General features: G+C 66.1%; 20 protein-coding genes and 1 pseudogene. 10 read left to right on the forward strand and 11 right to left on the reverse strand.

Features of this window, described 5'->3' with window-relative positions; translation table 11 throughout:
- Positions 1-77: 77 nt before the first annotated feature.
- Positions 78-2,498 (reverse strand): DUF3772 domain-containing protein, encoded by a 2,421-nt coding sequence (locus DL544_RS19640; RefSeq protein WP_065186534.1) that lies wholly within the window; start codon positions 2,496-2,498, stop codon positions 78-80.
- 89 nt (positions 2,499-2,587) lie between these two features.
- Positions 2,588-2,836 carry a hypothetical protein gene (locus DL544_RS19645; protein WP_005419952.1) on the reverse strand — a complete coding sequence of 83 codons (249 nt, stop codon included), beginning with the start codon at positions 2,834-2,836 and terminating at the stop codon, positions 2,588-2,590.
- Positions 2,837-3,018: 182 nt separating this feature from the next.
- Between DL544_RS19645 and DL544_RS19650 the strand changes: the two genes are divergently transcribed.
- The 3 genes from DL544_RS19650 to DL544_RS19660 all read left to right on the forward strand — a co-directional run bounded on the left by DL544_RS19650 (position 3,019) and on the right by DL544_RS19660 (position 5,341).
- The gene (locus DL544_RS19650; protein ID WP_005419954.1) at positions 3,019-3,513 is read left to right on the forward strand and encodes a lipocalin family protein; all 495 of its coding nucleotides are present in this window, start codon (positions 3,019-3,021) and stop codon (positions 3,511-3,513) included.
- 12 nt (positions 3,514-3,525) lie between these two features.
- Positions 3,526-4,734 carry an NAD(P)/FAD-dependent oxidoreductase gene (locus DL544_RS19655; protein WP_139727875.1) on the forward strand — a complete coding sequence of 403 codons (1,209 nt, stop codon included), beginning with the start codon at positions 3,526-3,528 and terminating at the stop codon, positions 4,732-4,734.
- A gap of 97 nt (positions 4,735-4,831) precedes the next feature.
- On the forward strand, positions 4,832-5,341 hold the full coding sequence (locus DL544_RS19660) for a hypothetical protein (protein WP_255313001.1): 510 nt from the start codon (positions 4,832-4,834) through the stop codon (positions 5,339-5,341).
- Between the two features lie 204 nt (positions 5,342-5,545).
- Here DL544_RS19660 and DL544_RS19665 read toward each other — a convergent pair whose 3' ends face one another.
- Positions 5,546-5,980 (reverse strand): PepSY domain-containing protein, encoded by a 435-nt coding sequence (locus tag DL544_RS19665; protein WP_072167930.1) that lies wholly within the window; start codon positions 5,978-5,980, stop codon positions 5,546-5,548.
- Positions 5,981-6,135: 155 nt separating this feature from the next.
- Between DL544_RS19665 and DL544_RS19670 the strand changes: the two genes are divergently transcribed.
- Genes DL544_RS19670 through DL544_RS19680 form a run of 3 tightly spaced genes read left to right on the forward strand, consistent with a single transcriptional unit; the run spans position 6,136 to position 8,401 of the window.
- The gene (locus DL544_RS19670) at positions 6,136-6,426 is read left to right on the forward strand and encodes a PepSY domain-containing protein (protein WP_072167931.1); all 291 of its coding nucleotides are present in this window, start codon (positions 6,136-6,138) and stop codon (positions 6,424-6,426) included.
- Positions 6,426-7,085 (forward strand): response regulator transcription factor, encoded by a 660-nt coding sequence (locus tag DL544_RS19675; protein WP_139727877.1) that lies wholly within the window; start codon positions 6,426-6,428, stop codon positions 7,083-7,085. Before DL544_RS19670 ends, DL544_RS19675 begins: the two co-directional genes overlap by 1 nt.
- Positions 7,082-8,401 carry a sensor histidine kinase gene (locus tag DL544_RS19680; RefSeq protein ID WP_139727879.1) on the forward strand — a complete coding sequence of 440 codons (1,320 nt, stop codon included), beginning with the start codon at positions 7,082-7,084 and terminating at the stop codon, positions 8,399-8,401. Before DL544_RS19675 ends, DL544_RS19680 begins: the two co-directional genes overlap by 4 nt.
- A 132-nt stretch (positions 8,402-8,533) precedes the next feature.
- Here the strand turns inward: DL544_RS19680 and DL544_RS19685 are convergent, their stop codons facing one another.
- Positions 8,534-8,854: a DUF6122 family protein gene (locus DL544_RS19685; RefSeq protein ID WP_072167935.1), complete on the reverse strand. Its 321-nt coding sequence runs from the start codon at positions 8,852-8,854 to the stop codon at positions 8,534-8,536.
- 36 nt (positions 8,855-8,890) lie between these two features.
- Positions 8,891-10,780 (reverse strand): arginine decarboxylase, encoded by a 1,890-nt coding sequence (gene speA, locus DL544_RS19690; RefSeq protein ID WP_049417051.1) that lies wholly within the window; start codon positions 10,778-10,780, stop codon positions 8,891-8,893.
- Between the two features lie 190 nt (positions 10,781-10,970).
- Between speA and speE the strand changes: the two genes are divergently transcribed.
- Entirely contained in the window at positions 10,971-11,822 is an 852-nt protein-coding gene (gene speE, locus DL544_RS19695; protein ID WP_049480036.1) for a polyamine aminopropyltransferase, read from the forward strand.
- A gap of 118 nt (positions 11,823-11,940) precedes the next feature.
- Here the strand turns inward: speE and DL544_RS19700 are convergent, their stop codons facing one another.
- Positions 11,941-12,846, reverse strand: coding sequence for an aspartyl/asparaginyl beta-hydroxylase domain-containing protein (locus tag DL544_RS19700; RefSeq protein WP_032954620.1), 906 nt, complete (start codon positions 12,844-12,846; stop codon positions 11,941-11,943).
- Positions 12,847-13,281: 435 nt separating this feature from the next.
- Here DL544_RS19700 and DL544_RS19705 point away from each other — a divergent pair.
- Positions 13,282-13,923, forward strand: a pseudogene (locus DL544_RS19705) (RIO1 family regulatory kinase/ATPase domain-containing protein); the annotation flags it as partial.
- Between the two features lie 106 nt (positions 13,924-14,029).
- On the opposite strand, the gene DL544_RS19710 reads toward DL544_RS19705, so the two are convergent.
- Entirely contained in the window at positions 14,030-14,368 is a 339-nt protein-coding gene (locus tag DL544_RS19710) for a P-II family nitrogen regulator (RefSeq protein WP_005411374.1), read from the reverse strand.
- A gap of 155 nt (positions 14,369-14,523) precedes the next feature.
- On the opposite strand from DL544_RS19710, the gene ubiK reads away from it, so the two are divergent.
- Together ubiK and arr are read left to right on the forward strand one after the other, a co-directional pair.
- Positions 14,524-14,775: a ubiquinone biosynthesis accessory factor UbiK gene (ubiK, locus tag DL544_RS19715; protein ID WP_005419983.1), complete on the forward strand. Its 252-nt coding sequence runs from the start codon at positions 14,524-14,526 to the stop codon at positions 14,773-14,775.
- Between the two features lie 128 nt (positions 14,776-14,903).
- Positions 14,904-15,338 carry an NAD(+)--rifampin ADP-ribosyltransferase gene (arr, locus tag DL544_RS19720; RefSeq protein WP_049421111.1) on the forward strand — a complete coding sequence of 145 codons (435 nt, stop codon included), beginning with the start codon at positions 14,904-14,906 and terminating at the stop codon, positions 15,336-15,338.
- 4 nt (positions 15,339-15,342) lie between these two features.
- On the opposite strand, the gene DL544_RS19725 is transcribed toward arr, so the two are convergent.
- The 4 genes from DL544_RS19725 to DL544_RS19740 form a co-directional block, all read right to left on the reverse strand.
- The gene (locus DL544_RS19725; RefSeq protein WP_049402754.1) at positions 15,343-15,777 is read right to left on the reverse strand and encodes a DUF4279 domain-containing protein; all 435 of its coding nucleotides are present in this window, start codon (positions 15,775-15,777) and stop codon (positions 15,343-15,345) included.
- Positions 15,778-15,897: 120 nt separating this feature from the next.
- Positions 15,898-16,263 carry a hypothetical protein gene (locus DL544_RS19730; protein WP_049402756.1) on the reverse strand — a complete coding sequence of 122 codons (366 nt, stop codon included), beginning with the start codon at positions 16,261-16,263 and terminating at the stop codon, positions 15,898-15,900.
- A 39-nt stretch (positions 16,264-16,302) separates the two neighbouring features.
- Positions 16,303-16,707: a hypothetical protein gene (locus DL544_RS19735; protein ID WP_255313002.1), complete on the reverse strand. Its 405-nt coding sequence runs from the start codon at positions 16,705-16,707 to the stop codon at positions 16,303-16,305.
- A 398-nt stretch (positions 16,708-17,105) separates the two neighbouring features.
- Complete coding sequence (locus DL544_RS19740; RefSeq protein WP_005419991.1) at positions 17,106-17,462, reverse strand: CPCC family cysteine-rich protein; 357 nt, start codon at positions 17,460-17,462, stop codon at positions 17,106-17,108.
- Between the last annotated feature and the right edge of the window lie 99 nt (positions 17,463-17,561).

Below are 17,561 nucleotides of genomic sequence, written 5' to 3' on the forward strand. Positions count from 1 at the left end.
GAAACCAGCTTTTGTCGTTGCCGTTGCCGTAGCTCCGGCTTGTAGCGGGTGCAGGGCGCAGCCCTGCAAAGAAACCCCTACTCCTGCGGATCGCGGATGATGTGGATGTCGGTCGGGGTCGACAGCGGAATGTTCCGCTCGGCCAGGATCTGCAACAGGCTGAAGTACAGGTCGCTGCGGGTGGCGTACACCTGCCGCGGGCTGGCCACGTAAGCGAAGCTGTTGATGGTGATCTGGCCACCGGCAATGCTGTCGATGTAGACCGTCGGTGCCGGCTGTTTCAGCACGTTGGTGTGCGCGGTGTACGCATCCAGCAGCGCCTGCCGCAGATTGCCGACATCCGTGCTGGGCGGCACCGCGAACTGGATCTGGATGCGGCCCTGGTTGTTGCCCATCGTCATGTTGCGCACGGTCTTGGTGACCAGCTCGGAGTTGGGCACGATCAACGTCGACTTGTCGCCCACCTGGATCTCGGTCGATCGCAGGCTGATGCGGCGGATGTCGCCCTCCTGGTCGCCCAGCTTCACCCAGTCGCCGATCTTCACCGGCCGCTCGGCCAGCAGGATCAGGCCGGAAACAAAGTTCTGGGTGATCACCTGCAGGCCGAAACCGATACCCACCGACAGCGCGCTGACCAGCAATGCCAGCTTGCTCAGCTGCAGGCCCATCGCCGACAGCGCCCAGATCACCGCGATGATGATGCCCACATAGCGGGCAACGGTACTCACCGAATTGCGCGCGCCCAGATCCAGCTCGGTCTTGGGCAGGTAGGTGTCGGTCAGCCAGCGCTGTACCAGCTGGGTAACGGCCAGGCCAGCCAGCAGCACCAGCACCGCCAGCACGATGCGCACCGGCTCCAGCTTGGTTCCGCCAATGTCGAATCCAGAGGTGAACAGCGAAGAGAAGCGCTCCACCACCGCGCCGATGTTGCCGAACGGTGCCACCAGCGCCAGCAGCGCGATCAGTACGACGATGGTGCGCAACGCCGCCGACAGCAGCACGCCCGCCTGTTCCAGCCGCGATACGCTCAGGCCGGTGCTGAGCAGGATGGTCTGGCCGACCTTGCTGTCGGCGTTGAGCATCCAGGTGCTCAGGTCATCGACGAACTTGAACAGCAGGGTTGCGGCCAGCACGACGATGCTGCCGCCGATCAGCTGCTGGTTCACGAACTTGGCGAAATTCAGGTAGCCCAGCAACGTGGCAACGATGGCCGCCACCACCGCGATATTGCCCGCTACCCGGGCCAGCACCAGCCAGCTGCTGCGGCGCACGGGCGTGGTTGCCCCCACGCCATCGGCCTGTGCTTCCAGCTTGGCCTCGGCCTCGGCGGTCTGCCGGCGATGCAGGCGCGCCAGGGTCACCAGCATGGCCATGATCAGGCCGAGGTAGGTCAGGGCAATCAGGCCGTCCAACGCCACCGTGGTGACGTCGCTGGTGCGCGTAGCCTGGTCGAGGGCCACCAGCACCGTGCTCAGCCAGGCCAGCGCCGCCGCACCCCAGGCATATTTGCGCAGCTTCAGCGCGGCGGTGTCGTCCAGGTTCAACAGCCGCCATGACGGGCGCTTGGGCACCAGCAGGCAGGCGCTGAGCGCGGCAATGAACGCCGCACGGAAGGTGGCGGTCTCCAGGCCGTCGGCCACGACCTGCAAGCGCGGCGCGATGGCATCGATCGCATCCAGCGCCGCCATCAGTACCACCACGGCATAACCGGGCAGCAGCGTGCCCACCAGCAGCAGCCACATCGCCAGGCCAGACCGGCGCAGTCGTCCATCAGGCGCGCGCTCGGACGCGGCGAACTGCCGCCCCAGCCTGCGCAGCCACAACCGCAGCGGGAACATCATCACCAGCGCGGCCAGCAGGCCCAGCAACGGCGTGCCCCAGCCATGGGTGCGGATGCCGGCCACCAGCGCGTCACGCCCCTGCTCGGCCAACGGCGCAACGCGCGCGATATCGATCGGCAGGCGCTCGGCCACCTTGCTCCACAACGCAGGCGACAGCGGCGAGGCGACCTTCTGGCCCAGTTCTTCCGTACGTTGTGCGGTGCGCTGCTGCTCGATGTCCGCCGCCAGCTGCTGTGCACGCACGGCACTGGCCTTGGCCTGGGCCACCGACGCGGCCAGGGCGTCGCGCTGCCTGGTTATGGCCCGTCGCTGCGCTGCCAGCTCCGGCGGCTCCGTGGTGCCCTCGGCAGGCGTCCCCAGCTGCGCCAGCTGCTCGTTGATGCGATCCAGCTGGGGCTGCAGTGCCTTTTCCAGTGCCTCGGCGTCACGCCGTGCCTGCGAGGCATTCTCGGACAGCATCGCCAGCGTCTCGGTGGCTTCCGCATCGCCACGTTTGCGCTCGACATCCTTCAACCGCGAATCGATGTCCGCCAGCTGTTGCTTGGGCGTGGGGTCCTCCTCCTGCGCCAGCACCGGCGCGGACAGCAGGAAGGCAGTGCACAGCAGCAGGGCCCACCAGGGCCCTCGTGCACGGATCGATCGCAGGAAAGAAGACACGCAGCCACACCGGTTCGCGCGGACCACCGCGCCTGCGCGCGACTATACGGCAGAGGCGGTAAAGGACGGATGGGGGACGCGCAGCAGTATCAGTACTTGAGGCGCAGCTCTTCCACGGTCGGCTGCTGCAGCGCGTACCAGTCCTGGAACTCTTCCTCGGTGATCTCATCGGGCGCATATACCGCCACCGGGTGCCACTCGTGGTCGGTCGGCAGTGGCTGGCGCGGGCCGGCTCGCAGGCTGTAGCTGACGCCCTCGTAGTCGACCAGATCATCGACCTGCGGCCACTGTTCGCGTGCGAACGCGGATTCACTCTTCAACAGGATCACCTGGTACATCGGCACCTCCACCTTGGTTGGATCAGGAAAACACGGCGCTGGCGGCAGGATACCGCCATGCCGGTGACAACAGGCACGTCGCAGCGGCGACGGATCGTTCTGGACACGGCCATCGCCCCGGCTTCACCCGCCCATGGCGAGCCCATCGGCATCGTGGAGGCCCGCCCCTGCCACGATGACCGATGACCGAGCACCCGCCGCTGAAGACCGTCGCCGACCTCAAGCTGCCGCGCTACCTGGGCACCTGGTACGAGATCGCGCGCCTACCGATGCGCCACGAGCCGGAAGGCTGCACCGATGTGTCGGCGCACTACACCCTGCTCGACAACGGCAATGTCGGCGTCACCAACCGCTGCCGCATGGACGGCGAGATCGAAGAGGCCACCGGCGAGGCCTGCGCCGTCGACAACGACAGCGCGCGCCTGGAGGTCAGTTTCCTGCCCAAGGGCCTGCGCTGGCTGCCGTTCGCCAAGGGCGACTATTGGGTGATCCAGGTCGCCCCGGACTACAGCGTCTCGCTGGTCGGCAGCCCGGATCGCAAGTACCTGTGGCTGCTGGCGCGCGAGCCACGCCTGGACGCGACCGTGCAGGACCATTATCTGGCCGCGGCCCGCCTGCAGGGCTTCGATCTGTCCGAACTGATCCAGACCCCGCATACCGGCCACCCCACCGCCTGAGCACGACCACGCATGGACCTGAAAAGTGGCTACCCCTGGTGGGCAGTGCGCAACGGACTGCTGCAGGCCTTTCCCCCGCTGGAGCAGGATCTGCGCTGCGACGTGCTGGTGGTCGGTGGCGGCATCACCGGTGCGCTGATCGCCGACGAACTGTCCGCCCACGGCCACGAGGTGGCGGTGATCGAGCAGCGCGACATCGGCTGGGGCAGCACGGCGGCCAGCACCGCGCTGTTGCAGTATGAGATCGATACCCATCTGCTGGAACTGGCCGAGCGCTATGGCAAGGATGCCGCCGCCCTGGCCTACCTTGCCTGTGCCGACGCGATCCCGGCGCTGGCTGAAGTGGCACGCGGGCTGAAGGAGGTGGACTTCCGGCAGATGGACAGCCTGTACCTGGCCAGCCGGCGGCGCGACGTGCCGCGCCTGATGGCCGAAGGAGCTGCACGCCGTGATATTGGACTGGACGCGCGTTGGCTGGACCGCGAAGCCCTGCGCGAACGCTTCGACGTGGATGCCGGCGGCGCCCTGCTGACCCGCCAGGCGGCGCGGGTCGATCCCTACTGCCTCACCTACGGCCTGCTTAAACGCGTGCGCCGTCGCGGCGGCCATGTGCACGACCGCACCGTGCTGCACACGCTCAAGCCTGGCGCGCAGGGCGCAACGGCGATGACCGAGGCCGGCGCCACGGTCCGTGCCCGCCACGTGGTCCTGGCCATGGGCTACGCCAACCAGCGTTGGCTTGAACAGCGGGTCGCGCGCAACCGCAGCAGCTACGCCTTCATCACCGACCCGATCGATGCAGGCACGCTGGGCCGGCTGCAGCGCACGATGGTGTGGGAGAGCGCACGCCCGTACCTGTACCTGCGCGCCACCGGCGACCGCCGCCTGCTGGTGGGTGGGCTGGATGACGCCATCGATATCCCGGCGCGGCGCGACCGGCGCGTGCAGCGCAAGGCCGAAAAGCTGATGGATCAGCTGCTGCACTGGTTCCCGCGGCTGGACCCGGTGCCCGCCTTTTCCTGGGCCGGCACCTTCGCCGAAACCGCCGACGGCCTGCCCTTCTTCGGCCCGCACGCGCAGTGGGGGCCGCGGGTCCATTTCGCCATGGCCTACGGCGGCAACGGCATCACCTATTCGATGATCGGCGCCCAACTGCTGCGCGCCCGGATCGAGCGGCGCAGGCATGCGCTGGAAGGGCTGTTCGGGTTCGGGCGGTTGTGACCTGCAGCCGGCCGTGGCCGGCTCTACCCCAATCCGGGGCCGACAGGCATCATTCAAGCAACCCCTGCTAGCGTCGGCCTGTACCGCCGCGTGTTGCGTGGCCACCTGTTCGCTGGAGCGCCGTCATGATCCGCCCCTGACCCTGCTGCTGTGCCTGGCCCTGCCGGGAACCGTGCTGGCCCAGTCCGCCGCCGGCGCCACCGCGCCGCAGGCTGCCGGCCTGGACCTGACGCTGCCGCAGGCGCCGATGCGCTATCTCAACGACCCGGCCCTGCAGCAGGACCCGCCCGGCACCTATTACGGTGACAAGAGCGGCCCGCGCGTGCACGACGACGCGAAGATCGCCGACGTCACCGACGACAAGGTCAAGGTGTCCGGCAGTTTCACCACCGGCATCGGCTATTCCAAGAACGGTGGCAACAGCCACTACAACGCGGCCACGCTGAACCTGAGCAAGAACTACACCACCGATGAGGGCAAGACCCACGGGGTCAACGTCAACATCCACGTGAGCGAAGGCAAGGGACCGGGCTTCTTCGGTCCGTATGGCGGCTATTACGGCCGCGGCCCGGGCTATTGGGACTACCCGCCGCCGTACGGCTGGTAAGCTCCGCGCCGGGCCCGGGCCGACCCAGGTGGCCGCTATCGCTGCGTACGCTTGGTAGATGTCGACCTTGGTCGGCACGCTTTCTCCCCGTGTGCCGGCCAGCGGCCGGCATCTACCGGTACCTATGCCCGGTAGGTGTCGACCTTGGTCGACACGCTTTCTCCCCGTGAGCCGGCCAGCGGCCGGCACCTACCGGCACGCGAATCAATCCAGCCAGCCATCGCGCTCGCTGTGCAGGATGCGGCCGTCATAGCCGCTCAGGCGCACCTCTACCTTCTGGTTGCGGGCATTGCGGGCTTCCAGCGACCAGGTCGCACCATCGCGTTCCAGCGAATGGATCTCGCGCAGGCCATGCGACTGCGCCCGTGCCAGCACCTGCTCGGTGGTCAGCAGCGCGCGGCCGCTGTGCTCATCGAAGATCTCGCCGGTCTTCGGGTCCACGTAGACTTCGCTGAAGCGGCCATCGGCGCGGCTCACGTCGGCTTCCCACAGGCCGTCATCGCGTTCGATCTCGTGGATCTGGGTGTAGCCGGCCTTGCGCAGGGTCTGTTCGACCTGGGCCATGCCCAGCGGTGCGGCCTGTGCGGCCGGTGCAATGGCCAGCAGGGCAACGGTGGCGAGGGTGAGCGACTTCAACATGGGGGTTCTCCTGTTCGTGTTCGTGGCCGGACCATCCCGGCAACGCCACGATGCATGCCTCGGTTAACAGCGCCTTAGCCGTGGCTGTTAGCCGGCTGTTAGTCATCCCCGGCACACTCGCGCCTGAACCCCTCCTTCTTTCTTTCTGCACCCGCATGCTTCCCACCCTGCCCCTGCTGCTGGCCCTGGCCGGCTCCCCGATCGCCGCCGCGCCCGTACAGGACCCGGCGCAGCAGGTCGCGCGCCGTGCCGTGCAGCAGGGCCGCTACGTGCCGCTGGAAAGCGTGGTGCGCGATGCGCTCAAGCGCTACCCGGGCCAGCTCCTGGAAGTGGAGCTGGACGACGGCGTCTACGAAGTGGAGATCCTGCGCGGCGACGGCGTAGTAGTGGAGCTGGACTATGATGCGCGCAGCGGAAAGCTGCTGAAGACGGAGCTCGACGACTGATGCGCATCCTGTTGGCCGAAGACGATGCCGCACTGGCACAGCGCCTGGTGCCCCTGCTGGAACAGGCCGGCTATGTGGTGGCGGTGGTCGCTGACGGCCGCGAGGCCGAGGAGATCGGCCAGGTCGAAGACCTGCAGGCCGCCATCGTCGACTTGGGCCTGCCCGGGCTGGACGGACTGAGCATGATCGAGCGCTGGCGCGGCAATGGCCGCAGCTTTCCGGTGCTGGTGCTGACCGCGCGGGCGCGCTGGCACGACAAGCTGGCTGGCTTCGATGCCGGCGCCGACGACTACCTGACCAAACCGTTCCAGGCCGACGAACTGGTGCTGCGGCTGCGCGCACTGATCCGTCGCAGCCATGGCCACGCCAGCCCGCGCCTGCACTGCGGCCCGCTGCAGCTGGACGTCAACGCCGGCCGCTTTGAGCTGGATGGGCAGGCGCTGCCGCTCAGTCCGCAGGAGTTCCGCCTGCTCAGCTACTTCATCCATCACAGCGGACAGGTGATCGGCCGCGACCGGCTGGGCGAGCAGGTGTTCGACGGTGGCCACGACCCGGACTCCAATGCACTGGACGTGCTGCTCGGACGCGTGCGACGCAAGCTCGGCATCGACCTGATCCAGACCGTGCGCGGCCAGGGCTGGCGGCTGGCCGCGCCGTGAGCCGGCAACCATCGCTGCGACGGCGCCTGCTGCTGGCCGGCGGCGTCGGCCTGCTGCTGGTCTCGCTGCTGGCCAGCGCGTTGCTGGGCGAGCTGTTCAAGCGCAGCGCGCGCGACCGCCTCGACCACGAACTGCAGCAGGACATGCTGACCCTGCTGGCGCAGGCCGAAGTGGATGCGGACGGACAGCTGCGCCTGCGCCAGGAACCCAATGACGCACGCTTCCAGCGCGTGTTCTCCGGTGCCTACTGGCAGATCGCCGGTGCCGATGGCCGCGTGCTGCTGCAGTCACGCTCGCTGTGGGATGAAACCCTGCCGGCGCCGGTTGCCGGGCCGGCCACCCGCAACCTGCCCGGGCCGCTGCAGCAATCCCTGCGCGCACGCGTGCAGCAGGTGCGCCTGCCGCGCGCCAGCGAACCGTTCGTGGCCGTGGTTGCCACTGATCGCAGTGCGTTGGATGCGGATGTCGCTGCATTCCGCAAGCGCACCGCCATCGCGCTGGGCGTGCTGGTCGCCGCCTGGCTGGCGGTGCTGGCCAGCCAGGTGCACTTCGGCCTGCGCCCACTGCATCGCCTCGGTGCGCAGCTGGAACGGGTACGGCGCGGCGATGCGCAGCGCATCGAAACCCAAGGGCTGGGCGCGGAAGTCGCACCGCTGGGGGAAGAACTCAACGCGCTGCTGGACCACCAGCAACGCATGGTCGCGCGCGCACGCACCAGTGCACAGGATCTGGCGCATGCGCTGAAAACCCCGCTGAGCGTACTGGCCACCGAAGCCGACGGCGATGGCGCGCACTGGCGGGCCACCGTGCGCGAGCAGAGTGCGCGTATGCAGGCCAGTGTCGACCGTTACCTGGCTGCAGGACTGGCCGCCGACCATCGCCAGCGGACCGGCGTGGCGGCCGTCGCTCAGGCGATGTGCCGGCTGATGGCACGCGTGCATGGCGAACGTGGCATCACGTTCACGGCGGCCGGTATCGAACCGGCGCTGCAGTTCGCCGGTGCCAGTGCGGACTTGGAGGAGATGCTGGGCAACCTGCTGGACAATGCCGGGCGCTGGGCACAGCGGCAGGTCCAGGTCAGCGCGGAAGCCGACGACGGCCAGTTGCGCATTGAGGTCCGCGACGACGGCCCCGGCCTGGCCGCAGACGCCCTGCAACGGGTCACCCAGCGTGGCGTGCGGCTGGATGAGCGCGTGGGCAGCAGTGGATTGGGGCTGGCGATCGTGGGCGATATCGCCGCCAGTTATGGCGGGCGCCTGGCGCTGGAGAATGTACAGCTGGGCCTGCGCGCGACGTTGTGGCTGCCGGTGGGGTGAAACGACCAACCTGACGGTGGGTAGTGCCGGCCGCTGGCCGGCAACCACGTGGTCACCAGGAACACCCTGCGGAAGCCGGCCAGCGGCCGGCTCTACCAAGCGCCAATCCGACCGGTCGCCGTGCATCAAGCATCAACGGTGATGCATCCACCAGCAATCAATTGCGTCCAGCACGATGTGGATGATCAGACCGATGCCGAACAACCGCGTTTTCCTCGGTACGCACAGGCCCGCATAGACCGCGATGGCCGGTGCGGTGTGCAGCGGGTGGAAACCGATGCTGCAGCGGTTCGGTGCGTAGATCGGATCGGCCAACAGGTGGTCCAGGTCGATGATCCAGCCCAGCAACAGCAGCAGCCACGCCGAGGCGAAGCGTTTGCGCCAGAACAGCCATGCCAGCAACGCTGGCACGGCGGCATGCAGGAACAGGTGGAAGATCGCGCGCGCGCTCATCGCAACGGTAGCGCCGGGCAAGCCCGGCGCTCTCCATCAGACCAGCGGTTCGTCAGACAGGTAGGTGTAACCGGTCAGGCCGGCTTCCAACGCTTCGGACAGTTCCTGCGCGCGTTCCGGCGACAGCTGCGCTGCAGCCACGCGCTGCGCATAGGTCGCCCGCAGTTCGTCCAGGCGGTAACCCACGTAGTCCAGCATCACGTCGGTGGTATCGCCACGGCGCTGCTGGGTAATGGCATAGCCATCGGCATCGGCCAGCACTTCCACCGCGTCGGTATCGCCGAACAGGTTATGGATGTCGCCCAGGATTTCCTGGTAGGCGCCGACCATGAAGAAGCCGATGCGGTAGCTCTCGCCCGGCTTCATCTTGTGCAGCGGCAGCGAGCTGTCCAGGCTCTCGTTCTCGACATAGGTTTCCACCATGCCGTCCGAATCGCAGGTCATGTCGGCGATGATGCCGCGGCGGTCCGGGGTTTCATCCAGGCGCTCGATCGGCACGATCGGGAACACCTGGTCGATCGCCCACACGTCCGGGATCGATTCGAACACGCTGAAGTTGACGAAATACTTGTCGACCAGGCGCTCGTTCAGTTCGTCCAGCACCGGGCGATGGCTCTTCTCGTCATAGCTCAGGCGCGCACGCACGCCGTGGGCGATGGCGTAGAACAGATCGTCGATGCGCGCACGCTGCGGCAGGTCGATCTGGCCCAGCGCGTAGCTGGCCAGGCCTTCGGCATGGAAATGCTGGGCTTCCTGGAACAGTTCCACCGCCGGGCGCACGTCCAGCTCGTCATGGATCTCGCGCAGGTGGCGAATCGCCGCCGGCTCGTCGTCGTGCTGGTCCGGCACGCGGCCTTCCTGCGCCTCTTCCACTTCCGAGACGTTGGCGATCAGCACCGCGTGGTGCGCGGTCATCGCGCGGCCGCACTCGGTGACGATGCGCGGTGGGGTCAGGCCGAACTCTTCGCAGGCATTGGCCAGCGGCTGCACGATGTTGCTGGCGTAGGAATGCAGGCCGTAGTTGATCGAGCAGAAGCTGCGCGAACGGGTGCCTTCATAGTCCACGCCCAGGCCACCGCCCACATCGACGTGGGTGATCTTCGCGCCCAGGCGCGACAGCTCCACGAAGTAGCGGGTGGCTTCGCGCATGCCGTTGGCGATGTCGCGCACGTTGGAGATCTGCGAGCCCATGTGGAAGTGCAGCAGGTTCAGGCAGTCGGCGTACTCGGTGTCACGCAGCGACTTCCACAGGTCCAGCAGCTGGCGCGGCGACAGGCCGAACTTGGCCTTGTCGCCACCGCTGTTCTGCCACTTGCCGGCGCCCAGCGAGGCCAGGCGCATGCGCACGCCCAGGCCCGGCTTCACGTCCAGCGCCTTGGACTCTTCCAGCACCAGCTTCAGCTCGGACGGCTTCTCGATGACGATGAAGGTCTGCAGGCCCAGCTTGCGGCCGATCAGGGCCAGGCGGATGTACTCGCGGTCCTTGTAGCCGTTGCAGACGATCAGCCCGCCCGGGCGCGACAGCGCCAGCACGGCCATCAGCTCGGGCTTGCTGCCCGCTTCCAGGCCGAAGCCCTCGCCGTGGTGGCTGGCCAGGGTGCCGGCCACGCCGCGGGTCTGGTTGACCTTGATCGGGTACACGGCGGTGTAGCCGCCGCTGTACTCCCAGTCCTGCTGGGCCTGGGCGAAGGCCGCCTGCAGCTTGCCCAGGCGCTGGCCGAGGATGTCCGGGAAGCGCACCAGCAGCGGCAGCTTGGCGCCGGCCGCGCGCGCCGCATCGACCACCTTGGGCAGCGACACCACCGGGCCGTCCGCCCCGGTCGGTCTCACCACCATGTGCCCGGCCTGATCCACGTCGAAGTAACCGTCCGCCCAATGCGGGATCGAGTAGGTCTTGCGGGCTTGGTCGAGGGACCAATCGGTCATTTCAGTCGGCCTTGTTGGCAATAAAAGGGGGGCATGATAACGCCTATGTGCCCACAGGTTCGTTATCATGCGCGCCCGCGCCCGTGACAGGTTCCAACCTGAACGGGCCGATCCGTCCGGATGTGGCATCTGTGCCACGCGGCCCCGCCCGCCAGCCCGGCTCCACCCCTCCGAACAGGACTGTTTTCCCATGACTGACAGCAACAACTGGTACATCGAACACTTCGAGCGCACCGGCTCGGCCATCGGCTACCGCATCACCGGCAAGCTGGACGAGGTGCAGTCGCCGTTCCAGAAGATCGAGATCTTCCAGACCACCGACTGGGGCAACCTGATGACCATCGACGGGGCCATCATGCTGACCAGCAAGGACAACTTCTTCTACCACGAGATGATCAGCCACCCGGTGCTGTTCACCCACGCCGCGCCCAAGCGCGTGGTGATCATCGGTGGCGGCGACTGCGGCACCCTGCGCGAAGTGCTCAAGCACAAGGGCGTGGAGAGCGTGACCCAGTGCGATATCGACGAGCAGGTCACCGTGATGGCGCGCAAGCACTTCCCGGAACTGTGCGACTCCAACGACGACGCCCGCGCCGAGCTGCTGTTCGACGACGGCGTGGCCTACATGGCCAACTGCCCGGCCGGCAGCGTGGACGTGGTGATCGTGGACTCGACCGACCCGGTCGGCCCGGGTGAAGGCCTGTTCAACAAGGCCTTCTACGAGAGCTGCTTCAAGGCCCTGAAGGACGACGGCATCCTGGTGCAGCAGTCCGAGTCGCCGCTGATGCAGCTGGAGCTGATCAACGAAATGCGCACCGAGATGGGCAAGGCCGGCTTCGGTTCGTTCAAGACCCTGCCGTTCCCGCAGCCGTGCTACCCCACCGGCTGGTGGAGCGTGACCATGGCGCGCAAGGGCGACAGCAGCTTCGACTTCCGCCAGGCCGACTCGGCCGCCAAGACCTTCAACACCCTGTACTACACCGCCGCGCTGCACACCGGCGTGCTGGTGACCCCGCCGTTCGTGCAGGCTGCATTGAAGTAAGGCGTGCCGACCGACGGTCGGCACCCACCAAGGCAAAAGAAAAACCCGCGCTGGCGACAGCGCGGGTTTTTTCATGTTCCGGTAGTGCCGGCCGCTGGCCGGCAACCTCATGTAACGATCAAAGCGCCCAGATACCGGCGATCACCGCCACCACCAGGCCCCACTTGATCAGCTGGTAGGCCACCACGCTGCGCTCGCGCAGTGCCTTGGCCTTCAGGCGCACCTTGTAGACGCTGCCGAATGCCTTGTTGACGCCACCGGTCGGGTCACCCGGCAGGTTCGGCGAGGCGCCGCCGGCCAGCAGCGTGGCCGCCACCGCGCGGTTGAACAGCCCCGGCAGGCCGAAGCGCAGCGGGCGGGCGATGTCGCAGAACAGGATCACGCGGTCCTGCTGCGTCTCGTTGTGTGCATGGTGGATGTAGGTCTCGTCGAACATCATCCACTCGCCGTCGCGCCAGCTCTTCTTGATGCCGTCCACTTCGATGTAGCAGGCATCGTCGTTGGGCGTGCTCAGGCCCAGGTGCAGGCGCAGCGAGCCGGCGAACGGGTCGCGGTGCGGGCGCAGCTCACTGCCCGGCGGCAGCTGCGCGAACATCGCCGCACGCACATCCGGGATCGACTCGATCAGCGCCGTGGTCTTCGGGCACAGCGTCTTCGCCGACGGGTGCGACGGGCCGTACCACTTCAGGTAGAAGCGCTTCCAGCCACGACGGAAGAACGAATTGAAGCCGGCATCGTTGAACGTGCTGGAGGCGGCGATCTTCTGCGCGTCGCGCAGCGCCAGCGCCTCGTCGCGGATCATCTGCCAGTTCTGGCGCAGCGGCTCCAGCTGCGGGAACTCCTTGCCCGGGTCCAGGAACGGCGTGGTCGGCACCTTCGAGAACATGTACATGACCACGTTGATCGGGGCCATGAAACTGGAGTGGTCCAGCAGCTGGCGCGACCAGCGCGCGCGGACCTTGCCACGGAAGTGGATGTACAGCACGCAGGCGACGAACAGCGCTGCAATGACGATTTTGATGATCAAAGCACTTTCCTCCAGCCGCGGCCGGAACGGGAAACGGGCGATGCACGGCCAGGCGGCCAGCACCGGTTCGGAACGCGGCAGGGGACGGGGACGTGCCGGAGGGGGGCGGCCGCCGATGTCGCGGGTTAACAGCTTATGGTCGGCAGGGCGTGCGCCGGGGTCAAGTTGCCCGTGCGCCGCGTTCAGCCGGTTGTGAACGAGGCGCAGGGCGGAGCGCGCAAGCGGTTGATACTAAAGGCCAACCGGAATAAGTGAGACAGAATTGTCCGATTCTGCGCGACGAACTGTTCCAGCCACGACCCCGACATTTCTCCGACAAACCGTGGAATAGCGAACTGACGAGTACTAAAATTAACGAAAACTTAGTAACTCCCTGTAACACCGGTTCGCTTGACGCATTGCGCCACCCACCGGGTCGTCCGAGACCCCGACATGTATCTTCCTGCCCTGCCCCCCTCCTCCTGCGGCGATGACGCCGCCTCCCCGCTGCTGCTCAAGCGCGGCGAACGTTTCCTGGCCCCCGACGTCTACCGCACCTGCCTGGACGGGCGCGAGGCGGTCATCAAGGACTACTCCCGCTACCGCGGCACTCCCGTTTCGCTGATCGCGCGACTGATGGTGCGTCGGGAAGCCCGCATGCTGCAGCGCCTCGGCGGCTGGAAGCATGCCCCCGCGCTGCTCGGCACCCTCGGTGGCCTGGCACTGGGCATGGAGTTCATCCCGGGCCAGACCCTGAGCACCGCGCAGGCCGTGGGCAATGAAGTGTTCGAGCAGCTGCAGCACGCGCTCACCCGCCTGCACGCCGCCGGCATCACCCACAACGACCTGCATGGCACCAACGTGGTGGTCAGCGGCGGCGTGCCGGTGCTGCTGGACTTCACCTCCGCCTGGCGCGCCCCGCGCTGGCTGCGCCGCAATCCACTGAGCCGGCAGATGCGCCGCAGCGACATGAAGAACCTGCTGAAGATCCGCCAGCGCGTGACCGGCCAGGCCCCGAGTGCCGCGCAGGCCGCGCTGGTGGCCGACCCGGGCTGGGTCGCCGCCGTGCGCCAGGGCTGGAAGCGGTTCTACAAGTGGCGAAGCGCCGGTAAATGCTTTGCTTTGGTAGGGGTCGAGCTTGCTCGACCGCTCTTCTGTAGAGCCGACCATCGGCTCGGCTCTACAACATCCGCCAAACGGCTTACAACGCGTCCGCGTCCAGCTCACCGGTGCGAATACGCACCACGCTGCCCAGGTCGTACACGAACACCTTGCCGTCACCGATCTTGCCGGTGCCGGCGGCCTTCACGATCGCCTCAACCACCGCCTCCACCTGGTCATCGGTCACCGCCACTTCCAGCTTCACCTTCGGCAGGAAATCGACCACATACTCCGCGCCGCGGTACAGCTCGGTATGGCCCTTCTGGCGACCAAAGCCCTTCACTTCCGTCACCGTGATCCCGGTAACCCCACGCTCGGCCAGCGCTTCGCGCACGTCGTCGAGCTTGAACGGCTTGATCACCGCCATGACCATCTTCATCGTCTATCTCCTGTCTTCCGGCGTGGAGGATAGCGCCTGAACGCTGCCCGTGCGAAGCCGCTGCGGCCTGTCCGGGCAGTGGGTGCCAGCAGTATCCTTGTGCCCGAATGGCCTGCCCGCGCCGGATGCACGGGCCCACCCCCACGGAGCACCCCATGATCGACCTGAATCAAATCGATGACCTCGCCCGTCGCCTCAGCGACCTGGTGCCGCCGGGTCTGCGCGAATCGCGCGAGGAACTGCAGGCCACCTTCAAGAGCGCGCTGCAGGCCGGCCTGGCCAAGCTCGACCTGGTCACCCGCGAGGAGTTCGAAGTGCAGCGCGCCGTGCTGCTGAAGACGCGCCAGAAGCTGGACGCGCTGGAAACCGCCGTGCGCGAGCTGGAAGGGCGCGGCGCCGCAGAATGAAAAAAAAGGAGGCGCACCGCGCCTCCCGTTTACAGATTATTTCCCGGATGGGGCCTTGCAGCAAGGCCCACCGGGCGCCCTAGACTCGCCGGCCTGTCGATCCGGCAGGACAAGCAGGGGCAGCAGCGATGGCGCAGGACACCGAATGGACACCCGTTTCGCATGACACCTGCGACCAGGTCGCCGGGCCGTTCTATCACGGCACCCGCGCTGATCTGGCGGTGGGCGAGTTGCTGAGTGCGGGCTTCCGCTCCAACTATCGCGACAGTGTGGTGATGAACCACATCTACTTCACCACGATTGCCAAGGGCGCCGGGCTGGCTGCGGAGATGGCCAAGGGTGAGGGGCGGCCGCGTGTGTATGTGGTGGAGCCGACCGGGCCGTTTGAAGACGATCCGAATGTGACCAACAAGAAGTTTCCCGGGAACCCGACGCGGTCGTATCGGAGTGCGCAGCCGTTGCGGGTTGTGGGGGAGATTGTGGAGTGGGAGCTCTACGACGCGGAGTTCGTTCGGCAGTTGAAGGCGTTTGTTGCTTCGGGGAGTGGGGAGATCATCAATTGATGACCTACTGGCGTTGGGCGTTGCGCACCTCTTCATCGGCTTCATAGATGTCCAGCCCGAGCTCAATGCCGCGCTCTCCCAAAGCGAGCAGCACGCGGGGCGAAAGCGAGACACCGTCATTGCTGCTGCACATGAAAAGACCGCAGAAAAGGTCAGGCCGGAACCGTGCCAATGACTGCCATACGGCGAGATCGCCGGTGAGCTGATCGAGGATCTCGAAGATCTGAGCCTCCAGATCTTCAGGCTCACGACGCTCCGCATCAAGTTGCCAGCTTCCAGTCCTGGCGATACGCACGGTGCCTGATGGGTTGCCTCTGAGTTCCTGCCCCTTGTGATGCGATGCGGTTGGAGTGGATCCGAGCAAGGCACTGACTTCTTCGGGCAGGAGGTCGTCCCCGAAGAATCTGAGGGTTACCAGGGAATGATCGAATGCGGCCATTGGAATCCAGTGCGTAGGCATCGTTGATGTCAGATTACGGCCGGAACCGGATGACAGCAGCTTCAGAATAGGCCGACGCGCGGGAATCGGCATGCGCTCAAACGGAGAGCTGGCCGGACCCTACTTGAACATATCCAACAGGTCCTTGTCTTCATGCCGCTGCTCCCACGTGGAGAGAAAGCAAAAGCTGACCCCACTGCGCATGGCAACCCGCTGGAACGCCGCGAGCTCTTCCTTCGTGATCGGATACTCGACCGGATCAAAGTGCAGGAGCGCCCACGGCTTGAGGAGTGAGAACCCGAACGTGAGTTCCGAGAAGAGTTCCTTCAGCTTAGGCCGGATGGTGGAGAAGTCCCTGACCGGCCCCGCGCGATTGCCAAGGGCGTGGCACTGGCGGCGAATGGTTCTGTCACCACCGACCAAGCGGGCGATGAAGTGATCCTGGTGCACTTGAACGTAGAACAATTGCCGGCGAAATATCCTCATTCCCCGCATCGTCCCCCAAAAGCCCAGCCGTGCAAATCATCAAGCCCCATCCGGAAGCCGGACCTGCGCCGCGCATTCTGCCGCAACGGACCCAAGCGCTGCGCCCTTCATCCGTGAAAGTGCCGCAAGCGTACGTCGTTCATACGCCTCCGCGACGCCCGGATCTGGCTCTATGAAAGGCGATGTGCAGATATCTTCGACCTTGAATCCCCGTGCGATCAATGCCAAGACCCGCTCAGGCGCTTTGGGCAATGCATGGGCTACCGCGTAATTGATGGATAGCGAAGCGCCCGCATCTGAAAACGGCTTTAGCGCAGCCGCAACCTCAAGCCATGCTGGATCACCTGACTCGATGCCAGAGGTGACCTGCCCAAACTCCCGCTCGTGCTGCCACAGGTCCCAAAGCACCTTGCGCCCCCCTTCGTTGGCAATGCGATTGAGCACGGCCTGTGCCGAAGGGCGATCCGCCGCAACTGCAGCTGGACTGGCAAGCGCAAGCACGAGTAGGAGCGCTGTCATGTTTCCCATGGCACCTGACTCCCTGATGTATGGACCCTTGGATCCGGTCATACGACCTACCCACAAAGCAACATGTGGCGTACTTTCCCCTTATACAGCGCGATCCTAGTGCGGCTGGGGGTCGGCCATCAAGCCAGCGCATGGCCGGACCCAGGCATAGAATCAGACGCCTCGCCAATTCCACGTTCAGGACACCTGGGCCATGTCCGCTACGGGTCGCTGGCTGGTCAGTGATCCACAGGAAGTGCCCTGCGCGAGCCAATGTCCGCTCTCGGCCAGGGGTAGAAATTCGTGAACGTCATGAGTTGAGCCGCAAAGTGGCTTCAGATCGATAGAGCGCCCAAGCTCGACCAGTAGGCCTCCCTCTCGTGCGAGACCCCCTTGCTGTGCCAGTGTTTGCCGCCCCTTAAAGCTTCGTAGTGCCCAATTTCTGTGCGGGACAAAGGGCGCCAGCCAGATCCGCGGCGAAAGCCGCCTGCGACCTGGACGCCAAGGGGGAAACTGGAGAGAGCATTCTGCTGCGCTTGCGCCAGAGACTCGCCGTTGGCTCCGCCGTTGGATGTGGGATTGGCAAGTTGTACCCCGTCATCCTCCCAGTTGCAGATCGGACATATGGCATAGGACCCGTAGAAGTCTTCCAGGGTCAGGAAGCCACATGATGGACAAGGCAGATCGATCATTGAGAACCAAGAACCTCAGGTAGACGAATCACTGGACCGGCAGGTGTCGCGCAGGGCTGAAGGGGACGAACGTCCGCTTCGGATCGAGAGCGGCCTCTA

Source organism: Stenotrophomonas sp. pho, from assembly GCF_006228405.1.
In the GTDB taxonomy this organism is placed as follows: domain Bacteria; phylum Pseudomonadota; class Gammaproteobacteria; order Xanthomonadales; family Xanthomonadaceae; genus Stenotrophomonas; species Stenotrophomonas sepilia.